This is a genomic window from Streptomyces sp. NPDC004658, from assembly GCF_040609555.1.
Classification (GTDB): domain Bacteria; phylum Actinomycetota; class Actinomycetes; order Streptomycetales; family Streptomycetaceae; genus Streptomyces.
In genome coordinates this window covers 19,361-35,410 of sequence record NZ_JBEXKG010000003.1, presented here as the reverse complement: position 1 = coordinate 35,410, position 16,050 = coordinate 19,361, and the positions used below count along the sequence as shown (strand labels likewise).

The following is a 16,050-nucleotide window of genomic DNA, read 5'->3' as shown; positions in this document are numbered from 1 at the left end:
CGTCCCCGGATTCAGCCTGCGGCGACACTCCCCCGAGTTACGCGTGCTACGCGCGCGCCGTCGGGCCGAATCCGATGGAATGATCACATCAGGATGCGCCAACGGATCGCTAACATGTGGCCAACGGTTCGTCAGCGGACCGCGGAGCGGTTGGCCGGAAGTCGTCCGGCGGCAGCGGGAACTCCCCTTCGGGCGGGCGGGTTCGGCTGCCGGACCGGCGGTGGCCCCGACGGCCGGCCGGTGGTCGGCCGATCGGCAGAAGGTGGCGGGAAACCGCTGGGGACAGGGCGGAATTCCGCCAGGCGACGGTGGGTACACACCCGCAGCGGAGCGCGGTCGGGCCCGACCGCGCGGGAAGGCAGTGGAGCGGCGTGATGCGGCGGTGCGAGCTGCGCTTCGGACTGCTGGGACCGCCGGTCCTGTACGACCGACCGCCGTACGGGATCTCGTACGGCACCTCGAACGCCACCTCTCCCGGAAACTCCGGCACCTCTCCGGAAGCCTCCGGTACCGCTCCCGAAGCCTCCGGTGCCGCTCCCGGAGCCTCCCGTTCCGCCCGGAAGACCGGCCACGACGCACCCGACAACGGCGTCCGGGCGATCGGCAGCCCCAAGGTCCGCGCCCTGCTCGCCGCGCTGCTGCTGGAACCCGGCCGGGTCGTGTCGGTCGAGGCGCTCAAGGACGCGCTGTGGGGCGGCGCGCCGCCCGTCTCCGCACAGGCCTCCCTGCACAACCACGTCACCCGGCTGCGCCGGCTCCTGGACGACCCGGAGCGGCTCAGGGCCGTACCGCCGGGCTATGTGCTGCGGGTCGACCAGGGCGAGCTGGACGTGCACGTCTTCGACGCCCGGGTCGCCGAGGCGCGCGCCGCGCACGCCCGGCGCGACTGGCCGGGCGTCGTACGGGCCTGCGCCGCCGCGCTCACGCTGTGGCGCGGGACGCCGCTCAGCGGGCTGCCCGCCGACATCGGCGGCTACGCCCTCGTCCAGCGCCTGAGCGAGGCGCGGCTGCTCCTGCTGGAGCTGCGCTACGACGCCGAACTCGCCCTCGGCGGCGCCCGCCTGGCCGCACTCGTCCCCGAGCTGGCGGCCCTGGTCGCGGAACATCCGCTGCGCGAGGCGTACCACCGTCAGCTGATGCTCGCCCTGCACCGCACCGGCCGCCAGGCCGAGGCCCTCGCCGTCCACCGTGATCTGCGCGCCCGCCTGGTGGAGGAACTCGGCATCGAACCCGGCCCGGCGGTCCGCGAGGCGCATGTCGAGGTGCTGCGCGGGAGCGGTGAGGAGCGGCGGCGCGGCGCGGAGCACGGCGGCCCCTCGTGGCCGGCCGGACAGGGCGGGCAGCCGCACCGCGAGGGCGACTTGGCCGCCCCAGACGGCGACGGTAACAGCGGCAGCGGCAGCGGCAGCGGCAGCGACGGCGACGGCAGCGGCGACGCCAGGGGTGACGGTAGCGGTGACCGCGCTGGTACCGACGCCTCCAGCGGTACGGGTGCCGGCTCCGGCACCCCTGGCGGGGCCACCGGTGCCGCGTCCCCCGCGACGCCCCGCGCGGGCGGTGCGCCCCCGTCGCCCTCCGCGCCCTCCGCGCCCCCCACGCCCTCCGCGGCCCACACGCCCTCCGCGGCCCCCGCGCCCGCTGGGAACGGCGACGGGCCGGGCGTACGGCAGACGCCTCGTCCCGCCCAGCTGCCCGCCCCGCCGGCCCACTTCACCGGCCGTGCCGAGGTGCGCCGCGAGCTGCGCCGCACGCTGACCGAGCCGTCCGCCCCGGCCCCCGCCGTCGCGGTGATCAGCGGTATGGCCGGCGTCGGCAAGAGCGCGCTGGCCCTGCACGTGGCCCATGAGTTGAGGGAACGTTTCACCGACGGTCAGCTCTACGTCAACCTGCACGGCGCCACCCCCGGCATGACCCCGCTGACCGCCTCGCAGGCGCTCGCCGCGCTGCTGCGCGACCTCGGTGCGGAGCCGCGCAACATCCCGGAACACCCGGACGCTTCCGCCGCGTTGCTCCGCTCGCTGCTCGCGCCCGCCCGCATCCTGCTGGTGCTGGACGACGCGGCGAACGCGGCCCAGGTACGGCCCCTGCTGCCGGCCGGACCCGGCTGCGCGGTGATCGTCACCAGCCGCTCGCCGCTCACGGCGCTCGACGGCGCCCGCCGCTTCCCGCTCTCCCCGCTGACCGGTGAGGACAGCGCGGCCCTGCTGCGTGCGGTGAGCGGGCGCGCGGGGCTGGACGCCGGGCACGCGCTGGTCGAGCTGACCGGCCGGCTCCCGCTGGCCCTGCGCGTGGTCGCCGCCCGGCTCGCGGCCCGCCGCGCCCTGACCCCGGACGTCCTGGCCGGCCAACTCGCCGAGACCGGTGGACGGTTGCACCACCTGGAGTACGACGACCTGAGCGTCCGCCGCTCCCTGGCCGTCGCCCACGACGCGCTCGCCGCCGCCGAGCGCGAGGCCGACCGGGACGCGGCCCTCGCCCTGCGTCACATCGGCGCGCTCGACCTGCCCACCTACGGCGCCCCGCTGATCGCCCGCCTCACCGGCACGGACGAGCGGCGCGCCGAGGCCGCCCTGGACCGCCTGGTCGACGTCGCCCTCCTGGAGGAGACGGCGTACGGCCGCTACGCGCCCCACGACCTGGTCCGGGACTTCGCCCGCGAACTGGCCGACGCCGCTGTGCGGCCCGCCGCGTCCCCGGCCGCCGGCAGGGAAGGGACGGACGGCCCCGGCCGGTCCCCCGCGGCGGCCGGGAACGGGTCCTCCAAGGGGACTCCCGGCACCGCCGGCGACGGCGCGTCCAGCACCGCCGCTGCCACCGACGTCACCGAAGCCGCCGCCGGCAGCGCACCCGCTGCCGGCCCCGCCCCCGCCCCCGGCACCCCCGACCTGGCCGCCCTCCGCTGGTACGCCGCCATGGCCGAGCGGGTGCTGACGGCGGTCGTGGAGCCCGGGCTGGATCAGGACGACCGGCGGCGGCCGACCTCCGCGCAGCCGTCGGAGCACGCGACGGACGTGGCGGCCCTGGCCCCCTTCGAGTCGGCCGAGGAGGCGTTCGCCTGGGCCGAGCTGGAACTGGAGAACGTCGTCACGCTGGTGGCACGCAACGCCGACACCGACGATCCGCGCACGGCCGCCCATCTCTCGGCGCTCGTCCGGCTGCTCTTCCCTTATGCGCAGCGCAGCGGGCGGGTCGCCGAGATGGAGGTGCTGGGGCGGGCCGCGCTCGGTGCCGCGCGGCGGCTCGGGGACCCGGAGGCCGAGGCGTACGCGCTGGGCGACCTCGCGGGCCTGCACTTCCTGACCGGCCGGCAGAACGACGCCCTCGCCCTCACCGATCAGGCCCTGGAGATCTGGGGGCGGCTGGGAGCGGCCTCCCGCATCCGCCGCTGTCTGAACAACCGCGGGCTGCTGCTGGAGGGACTGGGACGGTTCGAGGAGTCGGGGGAGGCGCTGCGGCTGAGCCTCGCCTACTCACGGCTGCTGAACGACCCCTACGGCGAGGCCGTCACCCGCAGCCACCTGGGCAACCTCTACGAGCACACCGATCCGCGCGCCGCCATCGAACAGCACCGGCGCTCGCTGGCCATCGGGGACGAGATCGGCGCCGTCATCGTGCAGCACTCGGCGCACTGCAACATCGGCTACGCCCATCTCACCCTCGGTGAACCGGCCGCCGCCGCCCGGCACTTCGAGGAGAGCCTGCGCATCCTCGGCGGTCACGGCGACTGGCACGGCGAGTCCCAGACCCGGCTCGGCCTGGTGCGCGCGCTGCGGCGGCTGGGGCAGACCGAGCGGGCGGCGGACGAGTGCGCCGAGCTGCTGCGCCGGGCCGACGCCCGCGCCGACCGGTACATGGGCGGGCTGGCCTTGCACCAGCACGGGTTCCTGCTGCGCGAGCGGGGGCGGCGGGCGGAGGCGTACGACGCCTGGCGCGCGGCCCGGGAGGCGCTGGACGGCACGGACGAGCAGGCGGTCCTGGCGGAGCTGCGGGAGCTGTTGAGCGGCGGCTGAGCAGTGGTGTGAACCGCTGTCGGCGCACGCGGCGTGACGGGTGTCACTTGGCGTCGGCGTAGCACTCCACCACCGCCGTCGTGAACGGGAATCGCACCGGTGTGTCGCCGAAGGTCAGCCGGCCGGCGAGGGCGGCGGACTCGCGGATGGCCTGGACGACGGCGTCGGCCTCCTCGGCGGGGCAGTGCATGATCACCTCGTCGTGCTGGAAGAAGACCAGCTCGGCCTTCAGCTGCGCGCAGGCCCGGCGCAGTGCGGCGAGCAGCAGCAGCGCCCAGTCCGCGGCGCTGCCCTGGACGACGAAGTTCCGCGCGAAGCGGCCCCGCGCGCGGGAGGTGGTCGACGCGTGTCCGGGGCCCCAGCCGGCCTGGCCCTCCGGTTCGTCCTCGCCGACGGGGATGCCCGCCTCCTCCGCCGCGTCCTCGCCCGTCCGGGCGGCCGGCGGGCAGGTCCGGCCCAGCCAGGTGCGCACCAGCCGGCCCTCCTCGCCCGCGCGGGCCGCCTCGTCGACGTAGGCGACGGCCTTGGGGAAGCGGCGGCGGAGCGCGGCGAGGTTCTTCAGGCCGTCCCCGGAGGTCTGGCCGTAGATCGCGCCCAGTACGGCGAGCTTGGCCTGGTTCCGGTCGCCGGAGAAGGCGCGGTCGGAGACGGACTGGTAGAGGTCGCTCTCGCGGCCGGCCACCTCCATCAGCCCGGGGTCGCGGGAGATCGCGGCGAGCACGCGCGGCTCCATCTGGTCGGCGTCGGCCACCACCAGCCGCCAGCCGGGGTCGGCGACGACGGCCCGGCGGATCACCTTGGGGATCTGCAGCGCGCCCCCGCCGTTGGTCACCCAGCGCCCGGTGACGGTGCCGCCTGCCAGGAACTCGGGGCGGAAGCGGCCGTCGCGCACCCAGTCCTGGAGCCACGACCAGCCGTGGGCCACCCAGATGCGGTACAGCTTCTTGTACTCCAGCAGGGGTTCGACGGCCGGGTGGTCGACGGACTGGATCTCCCAGCGGCGGGTGGACTTCACCTTGATCCCGGCCTGCGCGAAGGCCTTGATCACATCGGCGGGCAGATCGGGCCGCACCCGGCGGCCGAAGGCGGCGGACACCTCGTCGGCCAGCTCGGCGAGGCGGCGCGGCTCGCCGCCGCCCGCGTAGCGCTCGCCGAGCAGGTCGTGCAGCAGCTCGCGGTGGACCTCGGCGCTCCAGGGCAGACCCGCGTGGTTCATCTCGGCGGCCACCAGCATCCCGGCCGACTCGGCGGCGGTCAGCAGCCGCATGCGGTCGGGGTGGGCGGTCCTCTCGTGCCGCCGCAGCTGGTCGGCGTAGACCGCGAGCAGGTCCGGCAGGGGCAGGTGGCTGCCGGCGGGCTCGAACAGCGAGGACTGGGCGCTCGGATCGGCCGCGCGCTGCGGGGGGTCGGGCGGGACGGGGCCGCCGCGGAGGCGGGCCAGGGCGGCGGCGGCCGAGCGTGGCTCGCCGTACCGCCCCTCGTGGCCCAGCAGGAGGGTCTCGGCGTCCTCGATGTCGTAGCACCGCTCCACTCGCACCCCCGTGGCGAGCAGTCGCGGGTAGACCTCGGGGGTCGACCGCCACACCCAGCGCGTCACCTCCGGGCGGCTCCGCACCGCCGCGGCGAGATCGCTCTCCCGCCGCACCGGTCCGGCGGGCAGCCCGTCCGGGCCGAGGGGGGCGACGTCCACGCCTCCGTCCTCGGCCGGTGCGAGCGCCCACCGGTCGGTCATGGGTGCGAGTCTGGCAGGGGGGTCTGACAATGCGTCCGACCTGCGGTTCTGTGGCGTTGTGCCGGTCTACTCGGGGCCGCCGCCCGCTTCGGCCGTCTTCTCCAGCAGCAGCGCCAGCATCCTGCCGACGTACTCCTCGGTGGCCGGCTTGGTCAGGCCGAGGCCGCTGAGGACGCCCTGGCCGTTCTCGTGCTCCAGCAGGGCCAGCAGGATGTGCTCGGTGCCGATGTAGTTGTGACCCAGCCGCAGCGCCTCGCGGAAGGTGAGTTCCAGGACCTTCTTGGCCTCGGGGCCGTAGGGGACGAGGTCGGGTACGTCGTCCGCGGCGGGCGGCAGCGCCGCGGTCGCGGCCTGGCGTGCGGCGTCCAGCAGGACGCCCTGCGCGGTGATCGCCTTCGCGGCCAGGCCCTCGGGCTCGGCCAGCAGGCCGAGGACCAGGTGCTCGGGCCGGCCCTCGGCGTTGCGGGCGGCCAGGGCCTCGTTGTGCGCGGCCATGACCACGTTCCGCGCGCGCGGGGTGTAGCGGCTGAAGCCCTGGCCGGGGTCGAGGTCGGCGGACTCCTTGGGTACGAACCGCTTCTGCGCCGCCTGCCGGGTCACGCCCATGCTCCGGCCGATGTCGGTCCAGGAGGCCCCCGAGCGGCGGGCCTGGTCGACGAAGTGCCCGATCAGGTGGTCGGCCACGTCGCCGAGGTGATCGGCGGCGATCACCGCGTCCTGGAGCTGAACGAGGGGTTCGCTGTGAACCTTCTTGATCGCCTCGATGAGGTCGTCGAGGCGCACGGATGCCGTGATGTTCGGGTTGGTCGCCATACCGTCAACCGTAGGTTGCACATCTCCGACTGTCAACCGATGGTTGACATCTCATCGCCCCGCTCCTGGCCCACTGTTGTCCACAGCCTGTGGACAACGATCGGGGGCTGTCACCGGGGCGTGGCACGATCGACAGCGTGACCAGCACCGCCAGCACCGTCGAACGGGCCTTCCGGGCCGCCCTCTACGACGACACCGACACCGGCCTCGACACGGGCGCCTCCCTGCTCGCCGCCGACCCGGCCGCCGACACCGAACTCGCCCGCCGCGGCGAGGACTTCGTGGCCGGGGCCTGGCAGCGCGGCTGGCAGCCCGCCGACGTCGTACGGCTGGTGCGGCGCGAGCTGGACGACGCGCACGTCCGCCTGGCCGCCGCGCTGATCCGGGCGCAGGCCGGGAGGGACCGCCCGCGCGGGCGCCGCTGGGCCGACCAGCTCGCGGCGCTGCCCGCGGGGCCCGAGCGCACCGCCGACCGCTTCTCGCACGCCACGGCGGTCCTGGAGCTGTACCGCCTGCTGCTGCGCCTGCCCGCCCTGGAGCCCCTGGAGGAGGAACCCCGGCGCGCCCCCGGCCCGGCCGCCTCCCGCACGCTCACCCGCATCCGCGCGCTGCTCGCCAAGGCCGAGGCCACCGGCTACCCGGAGGAGGCCGAGGCGCTCAGCGCCAAGGCGCAGGAGCTGATGGCCCGGTACAGCGTCGACGAGGCGCTGCTCGCCGCGGGGGCGCCCGCGCCGGACGCGCCCGGCGCCTGCCGTATCGGGGTCGAGCCGCCGTACGAACAGGCCAAGGCGGTCCTGCTGGACGCGGTGGCCACGGCGAACCACTGCCGCGCGGTGTGGAACGAGCCACTCGGCTTCTCGACGGTCGTCGGCTTCGAGGCGGACCTGGAGGCGGTCGAGCTGCTCTACACCTCGCTGCTGGTGCAGGCCACGCACGCGATGACGAAGGCGGAGGCGGCCCAGAGAGCCGGCGGGCGCAAGCGGACCAAGACCTTCCGGCAGTCGTTCCTCGCGGCCTACGCGCACCGCGTGGGTGACCGCCTCGCGGCCGCCGCCGAGACCCAGGTGACCCAGGACCTGCTGCCGGTGCTGGCCACGCGCGAGACAGCCGTCACCGGCCGGCTGGAGCGCATGTTCCCGCAGACCACGACGACCAGGCTGCGGGGGGTCAGCGACGCCGCGGGCTGGACGGAGGGCGCACGCGCGGCGGACCGGGCACAGGTCCGAGCCCGCCCGCGGCTGGGTGACGGTCGGCCGCCCCAGCCGGGGTGACGGTCAGGCACCGCCCGTCTATCGCCGGCCCTGCCGCCCCGCCGGTTCGCCGACCCGCTCCCGCCTCGGCCGCGCTCAGTCGCCCACCTGCTGGAAGGCGCTCACGGACGCGTCCGGACCGCTCCCGTCGGCCTTGCCGGCGACCGGGCCGTACTTCCACGGGAACGTCCGGCCGGAGTCCGAGCCGGGCAGCGTGATCTCCACGGTCCGCGCCGCCAGGACGTTCTTGGCGCCCTCCTTGCCGCGCACGTAACTGATCGAGAAGGACGCGGAGTCGCCCTTGGCGAGCTTCAGTTTCTGGGCCTTCGCGCCCTTGAGCACGGGCACACGGGCCTTGGAGCCGCCGCCGCTCAGCACGGCCTGCGGGAAGTCGTCCAGCGTGCACGGAGCGCTCTGGTTGGTGATGCTGACCGGGATCTCACCGGTGTCACCGGCGGCCGGGGCCACGCTCGCCGCCCCGATCTGCAGCGAGACCCCGCCGATCTCGCAGGCGGATCCGCTCTTGCCGTTCTTGTCCCCGCCGCTGTCGTTGCAGGCGGTCAGCAGCAGAGCGGCGGCGAGGGCGGTGACGGTGAGCGGAATGGCGCGCATGAGCAGGTTCCCATCGAGGTGGTGACGGTCTCCCCCGCATCATGGCCCCTGCGGCCGGGGCTCGATCACGCGCCCCGGCCCGATTCATCACTTCAGATGGCGCGTCAACGGCCGGGAACGCTTCTTCGCGCGCCTCTTTCAACGCCTCGCAACGCCTCGGAGCGTCCTCACCGCGGCACCGGAGCGGTCGGCAGCCCCGACGGCAGCTTCCCGCCCTCCGCCTTGGTGTACGTCTCCTGGCCGGTCCCGCCCGACCAGGTCACCTTCAGCGTCGTGCCGTTCACCGAGTCGACCATGCCGGTGGTGCGGTCCTCGTGCCCGCCCGCACAGGTCAGACGGATCATCCGCATGTCGTCCTCGATACCCGCCGTCCCGCTGCACACGGTCCCGCCGGTCGCGAAGATCCCGGCCTTCTTCCCCGTGATCACGAGGGCCACGATCTTGCCGTGGGCGGTGGTGATCCAGCTGCCCTGGAGCTCGGCGGAGGCGCCGGCGGGGGAGGTCACGTTCGACGACGGGGCCGCGCTCGACGAGGGCGACGCCGAGGTGCCGTCCTCGCCCCCGGAACCGCCGCCGCTGCTGCACGCCGTGAGCGCCAGCGCGCCCGCCAGTCCCACGGCCAGGGCCGCGCCCCGCCCGCGCGCCCTCGCCCGCACCCTCGCAGTCGCAGTAGTCACCGGAAGCTCCCTCAGCGATAGCGGCCGGCCGCCCCCGCCGGACGGCCCGCAGCGCAAGCTACCAGCAGGTACCGGGAGGACTTCCGGACGCCGGGCGGGAAGGCCCGGTGAACGCACTCGCGCGGCCCGAACTGGAGCGGGCCGAAGGGGCGCGGGCAAGCCGCGCGGGGCGGCCGACGCCCCGGTCGCCGTCGTGGAGGCGGGGGGCGCCCGCGTCCCCCGGCTGGTCCAGGTCCGGGTGCCGGCGCAGCAGTTCCCACATGGCCGCGCGGACCCTCCTCGGTGAAGTCGCCCGCGCCACATCCACGTCCAGCGGGCCCGTCACGGTGCCGCCCGCCGGTAGATGCCGGACGGAGAGCACGGTCGGCACGGTTGGCTCCTCCAGCCGGTCGGGCAGTGAGCCCGCTTGGCCCCCGCCGCGCGGCGAGCCGGACCCGCAGCCGGTGCGGCACCCGGGTCACGCCTCAGCGGCGGCGACCGCCGGCGCGGGCGGACGGTCATGAACGCGCCGGTCGGTCATGAACGCGCCGGTCGGTGACGAACCCGCCGCCTCAGGAGACAGGTAGGAATTTTCCTACCCTTGACCAGTAGGTGATTTCCTACCTATCGTCGGCGCCATGAGCATCACGCACGCCTCCTTCGTCACCCTCCCCGTCGCCGACCAGGACCGCGCTCTGCGCTTCTACCGCGACGTCCTCGGCTTCGAGGTCACCGCCGACCGGGAGATGCCCCAGGGCCGCTGGCTCCAGGTGGCCCCCGAGGGCGCCCAGACCGTCTTCACGCTCTCCGGACCCGGCATGGGCGGTTTCGAGCCCGGTTCGGCGCGGGGGATCATGTTGGTCTCGACCGATGTCGACGCCGACTGCGCCCGGCTGGCCGCGGCCGGCGCCCAGGTGCAGGGACCGGACGACGTCCCGTGGGGGCGGATGGCCTCCTTCACCGACCCCGACGGCAACGGTCTGATGCTGCTGACGGAGAAGGAAGGCTTCTGACCGCTCGATGAACGGGACGGGTACCGCCGCCGAGGACCGCGTCTTCGCCGCGCTCGCCAACGCCACCCGCCGCGAGGTGCTGCGGCTGCTGCGCGAGCGCGGGCCGCAGCCCGTCCAGGCCCTGGCCGACCACTTCGACATGCGCCGCCCGAGCCTCTCGGAACACCTGAAGGTGCTCCGGGAGGCCGGCCTCGTCTCCGAGCGGCGCTCCGGGCGGCAGCGCATCTACCGGCTGGAGGCGGCTCCGCTCGCCGATGTGCAGGACTGGCTCCATCCGTACGAGCGGTTCTGGCGCGAGCGGCTGAAGGGCCTCGGGGATCTCCTCGACCGCATGCCCGACGATGAACAGCCATGAGTTCAGCACCCGGATCCGACCCGGACGACCTGACCACGATCCGCGTCGACCAGTTCTTCCCGCACCCGCCCGCCAAGGTCTGGCGCGCCCTGACCGACCCCGGCCTGCTGGCTCGCTGGCAGATGCCCGGCGCGGAGGGCTTCCGGCTCCGGGTCGGCCACCGGTACCGGATGACCTCCGTCCCCCGTCCCAACTCCCGCTTCTCGGGTGTCGTAGAGGTGGAGGTACTGGCCTACGACACAGAGCGGATGCTGTCCCTCCGCTGGGCGGATGCCGATCCGGCCAATCCGGCCGACTGGACGATCACCTGGACCCTGGAACAGGAGGGGCGCGGTACGCGTCTCTTCCTAGTGCACGAGGGGTTCGATCCGGACGACCCCGCGCAGTCGATGGCGCGGAAGATCATGGGCGGGGGCTGGAGAGGACATGTCCTGCCCGCTCTGGGGCAGACGCTGGAACAGCTTCGGTAAAGCGCACGTCAAGGCTGTAACCGCGGCACCACTCCTCGTGCACGTGCATTTGCTCATGCACCTGCACGTGAACAGAGTTATGATCCGAGTCAGTTGACTACAGCATCTATGGCCTCACCAGCCAGTGCACCACTCGGGGAGCGACCTGTGGACCGCGACGTTGACGGCGTGTACGGGGGGTACGACGTGTACAACGGCATGGCTGCCACGCAGCTGGACGGAGTGGCCTGGCAGAAGAGCAGGCACAGCAACTCGCAGGGGTCCTGCGTGGAGTTCGCACGGCTGCCGGGCGGTGAGGTCGCCGTACGCAACTCGCGCTTCCCGGACGGACCGGCGCTCGTCTACACGCGCGCGGAGATCGAGGCGATGCTCCTCGGCGTCAAGGACGGGGAGTTCGACCATCTGGTAGCGAGCTGACGCGGCACTCCGCCCGCGCCGCGCCGCTGGCGACGATGTCGTCGGGGCGGGCCCGTGCGGACCGGTGGACGCGCGTAGAAGCCGCACGGGGAAAGCCGCCCGCGCGTCCGCCGGTGCCGTACGGGATCAGCCGGCCGTGTGCAGCCGGAACATCGCCCAGACCACCTTGCCGTCGAGCGTGCCCGCGAGCGGGTGCCAGCCCCAGCTGTCGGCGAAGGAGTCGACCAGGAACAGCCCGCGGCCCGACTCGGCCGAGAAGTCGTCCGAGTCCCGCGGCACCGGGGTCTCGTGGCTCGGGTCGCGCACCCCGCACACCAGCCGCTCGGTCCAGCGCATCAGGTGCAGCCGCACGGACGGGAGGTGCTCGTCGCCCCGGCACGGCGTGGCCGGCACCGCGTGGCGCAGCGCGTTCGTGACGAGTTCGGAGACGACGAGGCAGATGTCGTCGAAGCGGTCACCGACGTCCCACTGCTCCAGGGTGTGCCGGGTGAAGCGCCGGGCCTCGCGCACCGCCTCCAACCGGGCGGGCAGGGCGCAGGAGGCGGCATCGGACACGGCCGCCGGATCCAGCGGCGGAAGGCCCTGCCGTAACGGCTTGAGCATGGTCGATCCATTCGTCCCCATGCGAGGCACTCCCGGGAATTCGCGGTCGTTGCGATGCAGCGGTGGCGCGGCACCATGGTTTCGGAAGCGCACAGCAGATGCAAGGGCAGATGCACGTGCACGAGACCGAAATGGCACTGCCCGTACCGCTTCTTGGCCATTTTTTCTGCCATCTTCCTGACGTTCCCGTCAGAGGTCCGGACCTCTTCCCGCTCCGCACCCGGTGGAAACGGGCGGCCTCTTTCCGTTTCCGTAACCGCACGAGTACTGCTCGGAGTGTTTTAGTGGCAGACTTCGGCCCCTGAAGACGGTTGGGGAGGCTGGCGAAAGTGAGCGCGGGAGAGCCCGGATCGGTGGTGCGGCGGATGCTGCTCGGCTCGCAACTCAGGCGACTGCGGGAAGCGCGGGGGATCACGCGTGAGGCGGCGGGGTACTCGATCCGCGCATCGGAGTCGAAGATCAGCCGGATGGAGCTGGGCCGGGTGAGCTTCAAGACGAGGGACGTCGAGGACCTGCTGACGCTGTACGGCATCACGGACGAGGCGGAGCGCGAATCCCTGCTGTCCCTCGCCCGGGAGGCCAACGTGGCGGGCTGGTGGCACAGCTACACCGACGTCCTGCCCAGCTGGTTCCCCACCTATGTGGGCCTGGAGGGCGCCGCCTCGCTGATCCGCGCCTACGAGGTGCAGTTCGTGCACGGCCTGCTGCAGACCGAGGAGTACGCCCGCGCGGTGGTCCGGCGCGGCATGAGGGGCGCGAGCGTCGCCGACGTGGAGCGCCGGGTCGCCCTGCGCCTGGAGCGGCAGAAGTACCTGCTCGCCGACAACGCCCCCGAGTTCCACATCGTCCTGGACGAGGCCGCCCTGCGCCGCCCCTACGGGGACCGCGAGGTGATGCGCGGCCAGCTCCAGCACCTGATCGACATCTCCGAGCGGCCCAACGTGCGACTCCAGGTCATGCCGTTCAGCTTCGGCGGGCACTCCGGCGAGAGCGGCGCCTTCACCATCCTCAGCTTCCCCGAGTCCGACCTGTCCGACGTGGTCTACCTGGAGCAGCTGACCAGCGCCCTCTACCTGGACAAGCGCGAGGACGTCGCCCAGTACGAGCAGGCCCTGAAGGAACTCCAGCAGGACAGCCCCGGCCCGGACGAGAGCCGCGACCTCCTGCGCGGTCTGCTGCAGCTCTCCTGACGTGGCCCAACCACGCCCAACTAGGTTGACTCGCAAGTAGGATGACGTCCGATCAGACCTGGCGTGGTTCTGTGGCCGCTAGCGATTGAGGGATCACATGTCGTCCTACTTCACCGACCTGGCCCGGCAGTACATCGACGGCGAGTGGCGGCCGGGCACCGGCTCCTGGGACGTCATCGACTTCAACCCCTACGACGACGAGAAGCTGGCCTCGATCACGGTGGCCACGGTCGACGAGGTGGACGAGGCCTACCAGGCCGCCGCCCGCGCCCAGAAGAAGTGGGCCGAGACCAACCCCTACACCAGGCGCGCGGTCTTCGAGCGGGCCCTGAGGCTGATAGAGGACCGCGAGCAGGAGATAGCCGATCTGATCATCGCGGAGCTGGGCGGCACGCGCGTCAAGGCCGGCTTCGAGCTGCACCTGGCCAAGGAGTTCCTGCGCGAGTCGGTCCACCTCGCGCTGCGCCCCGAGGGCCGGATCCTGCCCTCTCCGGGCGAGGGCAAGGAGAACCGCGTCTACCGGGTGCCGGTCGGCGTCGTGGGTGTCATCAGCCCCTTCAACTTCCCCTTCCTGCTATCGCTGAAGTCGGTCGCGCCGGCCCTCGCGCTGGGCAACGCCGTGGTGCTCAAGCCGCACCAGAACACCCCCATCGCCGGCGGCACCCTGCTCGCGAAGATCTTCGAGGACGCCGGGCTGCCCGGCGGCCTGCTCAACGTCGTCGTCACCGACATCGCCGAGATCGGTGACGCGTTCCTGGAGCACCCCGTCCCGAAGGTCATCTCCTTCACCGGTTCGGACAAGGTCGGCCGGCACGTCGCCACCGTCTGCGCCAGGAACTTCAAGCGCGCGGTCCTCGAACTGGGCGGCAACAGCGCGCTGGTGGTGCTGGACGACGCCGACATCGACTACGCGGTGGACGCGGCGGTCTTCAGCCGGTTCGTGCACCAGGGCCAGGTCTGCATGGCCGCCAACCGGGTCCTCGTGGACGCGTCCGTGGCCGACGAGTTCACCGAGAAGTTCGTCGCCAAGGTCCGCACCCTCAAGGTCGGCGACCCCCGCGACCCGGAGACCGTGATCGGCCCGGTGATCAACTCCGCGCAGGCGAACGCCGTCTCCGGCACCGTGGAGCAGGCGCTCGCGGAGGGCGCCACCGCCCTCGTACGCGGCGGCACGACCAACAACCTGGTCGAGCCGACGGTGCTGACCGGCGTCCCGGCCGGTTCCCCGCTGCTCCGGCAGGAGGTGTTCGGCCCGGTCGTCTTCCTCCTCACCTTCGACGGAGAGGAGGAGGCGGTCCGGATCGTCAACGACACCCCGTACGGCCTCAGCGGCGCCGTCCACACGGCGGACATCGAGCGGGGCGTGGCCTTCGCCAAGCGGATCGACACCGGCATGTTCCACGTGAACGACGGCACCGTGCACGACGAGCCGATCGTGCCCTTCGGCGGCGAGAAGCACTCCGGCCTCGGCCGTCTCAACGGCGAGACCACGCTGGAGGCGTTCACCACGGTCAAGTGGATCTCGGTGCAGCACGGGCGCAGCGCGTTCCCGTTCTAGTCGCGCCCTGTCGTCCCGCGGCCGGATGCCCGGTGTGCCGTTTTCGGTGCGCGGGGCCCTTGCGGACAGTACCTGACCGCAAGGGCCCGTAGCGTCTTCGGTGTCGGGGGGAACGGCCCCCGGCGCACCGGTCCGACGAAAGGCGGCACGCCATGGTCACGCACGTTCCGGCGGAGGCGACGGGCGACGAGCGCGGGGCACTGCTCGCGTTCATCGAGGAACAGCGCGGCGGGATCCGCCGGGCACTGCTCGGGCTGACCGAGGAGCAGGCCCGTACCCGCCCCAGCGCCAGTGAGCTGTCCCTGGGCGGCCTGCTCAAGCACGTCGCCGAGGTGGAGCAGAGCTGGATCGCCCGGGCGAAGCAGGAGCCGCCGGCGGTGCGGCGCGACGAGTCGAACTGGCACGAGACCTTCCAGCTGGCCGGTGACGAGACGGTCGGCTCGCAGCTGGCCTACTGGGAGCAGGTGGCCGCCGAGACGGAGAAGTTCATCCGCTCCGCGCCCAGCCTGGACGACACCTTCCCGCTGCCGCCCGACCCGTGGTTCCCGCCGGAGGGCCGTGTGTCGCTGCGCTGGCTGTGCCTGCACCTGATCCGCGAGACGGCCCGGCACGCCGGCCACGCCGACATCATCCGCGAGTCCCTGGACGGCAAGACCGCGTTCGAGCTGGTCGCACTGGAGCGGGGCGGCTCCTGGGGCTGATCGGGGGGGTCCTAACCTGGACCCCATGTCAGCGATCCGTCTTCTCGTGCTGGGCGCCGTCCGCCAGCACGGGCGGGCCCATGGCTACCAGGTCCGCAACGACCTGGAGTACTGGGGCGCGCACGAGTGGTCCAACGCGAAGCCGGGCTCGGTCTACCACGCCCTGAAGCAGATGGCCAAGCAGGGGCTGCTGCACGCGCACGAGATCGCGCCGTCCACGGCGGGCGGGCCGCCGCGGGTGGAGTACGAGATCACGGACCGGGGCGAGGACGAGTTCTTCCGGCTGCTGCGCGAGTCCCTGCTCGCCTACGACCAGAAGATGGACATCCAGTCCGCGGCCATCGGCTTCCTGGTCGAGCTGCCCCGCGCCGAGGCCCTGGAGCTGCTGCGGGAACGGGTCCGCCGGATCGGGCAGTGGCGGGCCGCCGTCACCGGGCACTACGTGCCCGAGGACGGCCCGGAGCGGCTCGGCCACATCGGGGAGATCATGAACCTCTGGGTTCACACGGCCGACTCCGACGCGGCCTGGACCCAGGGGCTCATCGACCGCCTGGAGGCGGGCGCGTACACCTTCGCGGGGGAGGGCGAGCGGTTCGTGGGCGTGCTCTCCGAGGGGCAGCAGAACCCGTACGCGACAGGGGAGCGGCACCCGGAGGACGACCGCTAATCA

General features: G+C 73.2%; 15 protein-coding genes. 10 read left to right on the top strand and 5 right to left on the bottom strand.

Annotated elements, in window-relative coordinates; translation table 11 throughout:
* Nucleotides 1–374: 374 nt before the first annotated feature.
* A complete protein-coding gene (locus ABZV94_RS02380) occupies nucleotides 375–4,010 on the top strand; it encodes a BTAD domain-containing putative transcriptional regulator (protein ID WP_356336307.1) in 3,636 nt (1,211 codons plus the stop codon).
* 43 nt (nucleotides 4,011–4,053) lie between these two features.
* Here the strand turns inward: ABZV94_RS02380 and ABZV94_RS02375 are convergent, their stop codons facing one another.
* Both ABZV94_RS02375 and ABZV94_RS02370 read right to left on the bottom strand, forming a co-directional pair.
* On the bottom strand, nucleotides 4,054–5,742 hold the full coding sequence (locus tag ABZV94_RS02375) for a bifunctional 3'-5' exonuclease/DNA polymerase (protein ID WP_356336305.1): 1,689 nt from the start codon (nucleotides 5,740–5,742) through the stop codon (nucleotides 4,054–4,056).
* Between the two features lie 66 nt (nucleotides 5,743–5,808).
* A complete protein-coding gene (locus ABZV94_RS02370; RefSeq protein WP_356336303.1) occupies nucleotides 5,809–6,555 on the bottom strand; it encodes a Clp protease N-terminal domain-containing protein in 747 nt (248 codons plus the stop codon).
* A gap of 137 nt (nucleotides 6,556–6,692) precedes the next feature.
* Between ABZV94_RS02370 and ABZV94_RS02365 the strand changes: the two genes are divergently transcribed.
* The gene (locus ABZV94_RS02365) at nucleotides 6,693–7,826 is read left to right on the top strand and encodes a DUF2786 domain-containing protein (protein WP_356336301.1); all 1,134 of its coding nucleotides are present in this window, start codon (nucleotides 6,693–6,695) and stop codon (nucleotides 7,824–7,826) included.
* Between the two features lie 75 nt (nucleotides 7,827–7,901).
* On the opposite strand, the gene ABZV94_RS02360 is transcribed toward ABZV94_RS02365, so the two are convergent.
* Together ABZV94_RS02360 and ABZV94_RS02355 are read right to left on the bottom strand one after the other, a co-directional pair.
* Complete coding sequence (locus ABZV94_RS02360) at nucleotides 7,902–8,417, bottom strand: DUF4232 domain-containing protein (protein WP_356336299.1); 516 nt, start codon at nucleotides 8,415–8,417, stop codon at nucleotides 7,902–7,904.
* A gap of 167 nt (nucleotides 8,418–8,584) precedes the next feature.
* A complete protein-coding gene (locus ABZV94_RS02355) occupies nucleotides 8,585–9,094 on the bottom strand; it encodes a hypothetical protein (RefSeq protein ID WP_356336297.1) in 510 nt (169 codons plus the stop codon).
* A gap of 617 nt (nucleotides 9,095–9,711) precedes the next feature.
* Between ABZV94_RS02355 and ABZV94_RS02350 the strand changes: the two genes are divergently transcribed.
* The 4 genes from ABZV94_RS02350 to ABZV94_RS02335 all read left to right on the top strand — a co-directional run bounded on the left by ABZV94_RS02350 (nucleotide 9,712) and on the right by ABZV94_RS02335 (nucleotide 11,328).
* Nucleotides 9,712–10,086 (top strand): VOC family protein, encoded by a 375-nt coding sequence (locus ABZV94_RS02350; RefSeq protein WP_356336295.1) that lies wholly within the window; start codon nucleotides 9,712–9,714, stop codon nucleotides 10,084–10,086.
* Between the two features lie 7 nt (nucleotides 10,087–10,093).
* Nucleotides 10,094–10,441 (top strand): metalloregulator ArsR/SmtB family transcription factor, encoded by a 348-nt coding sequence (locus ABZV94_RS02345; RefSeq protein WP_356336293.1) that lies wholly within the window; start codon nucleotides 10,094–10,096, stop codon nucleotides 10,439–10,441.
* Nucleotides 10,438–10,911 carry an SRPBCC domain-containing protein gene (locus ABZV94_RS02340; protein WP_356336291.1) on the top strand — a complete coding sequence of 158 codons (474 nt, stop codon included), beginning with the start codon at nucleotides 10,438–10,440 and terminating at the stop codon, nucleotides 10,909–10,911. Before ABZV94_RS02345 ends, ABZV94_RS02340 begins: the two co-directional genes overlap by 4 nt.
* Nucleotides 10,912–11,109: 198 nt before the next feature.
* The gene (locus tag ABZV94_RS02335; protein ID WP_356336548.1) at nucleotides 11,110–11,328 is read left to right on the top strand and encodes a DUF397 domain-containing protein; all 219 of its coding nucleotides are present in this window, start codon (nucleotides 11,110–11,112) and stop codon (nucleotides 11,326–11,328) included.
* Between the two features lie 126 nt (nucleotides 11,329–11,454).
* On the opposite strand, the gene ABZV94_RS02330 is transcribed toward ABZV94_RS02335, so the two are convergent.
* Nucleotides 11,455–11,952, bottom strand: coding sequence for an ATP-binding protein (locus tag ABZV94_RS02330; RefSeq protein ID WP_356336289.1), 498 nt, complete (start codon nucleotides 11,950–11,952; stop codon nucleotides 11,455–11,457).
* 344 nt (nucleotides 11,953–12,296) lie between these two features.
* On the opposite strand from ABZV94_RS02330, the gene ABZV94_RS02325 reads away from it, so the two are divergent.
* From ABZV94_RS02325 to ABZV94_RS02310, 4 genes are all read left to right on the top strand, one after another.
* A complete protein-coding gene (locus tag ABZV94_RS02325; RefSeq protein ID WP_356336546.1) occupies nucleotides 12,297–13,121 on the top strand; it encodes a helix-turn-helix transcriptional regulator in 825 nt (274 codons plus the stop codon).
* Between the two features lie 97 nt (nucleotides 13,122–13,218).
* On the top strand, nucleotides 13,219–14,679 hold the full coding sequence (locus ABZV94_RS02320; RefSeq protein ID WP_356336287.1) for an aldehyde dehydrogenase family protein: 1,461 nt from the start codon (nucleotides 13,219–13,221) through the stop codon (nucleotides 14,677–14,679).
* A 152-nt stretch (nucleotides 14,680–14,831) separates the two neighbouring features.
* A complete protein-coding gene (locus ABZV94_RS02315) occupies nucleotides 14,832–15,380 on the top strand; it encodes a DinB family protein (protein WP_356336286.1) in 549 nt (182 codons plus the stop codon).
* A gap of 25 nt (nucleotides 15,381–15,405) precedes the next feature.
* Nucleotides 15,406–16,047: a PadR family transcriptional regulator gene (locus ABZV94_RS02310; RefSeq protein ID WP_356336284.1), complete on the top strand. Its 642-nt coding sequence runs from the start codon at nucleotides 15,406–15,408 to the stop codon at nucleotides 16,045–16,047.
* Nucleotides 16,048–16,050 lie beyond the last annotated feature (3 nt).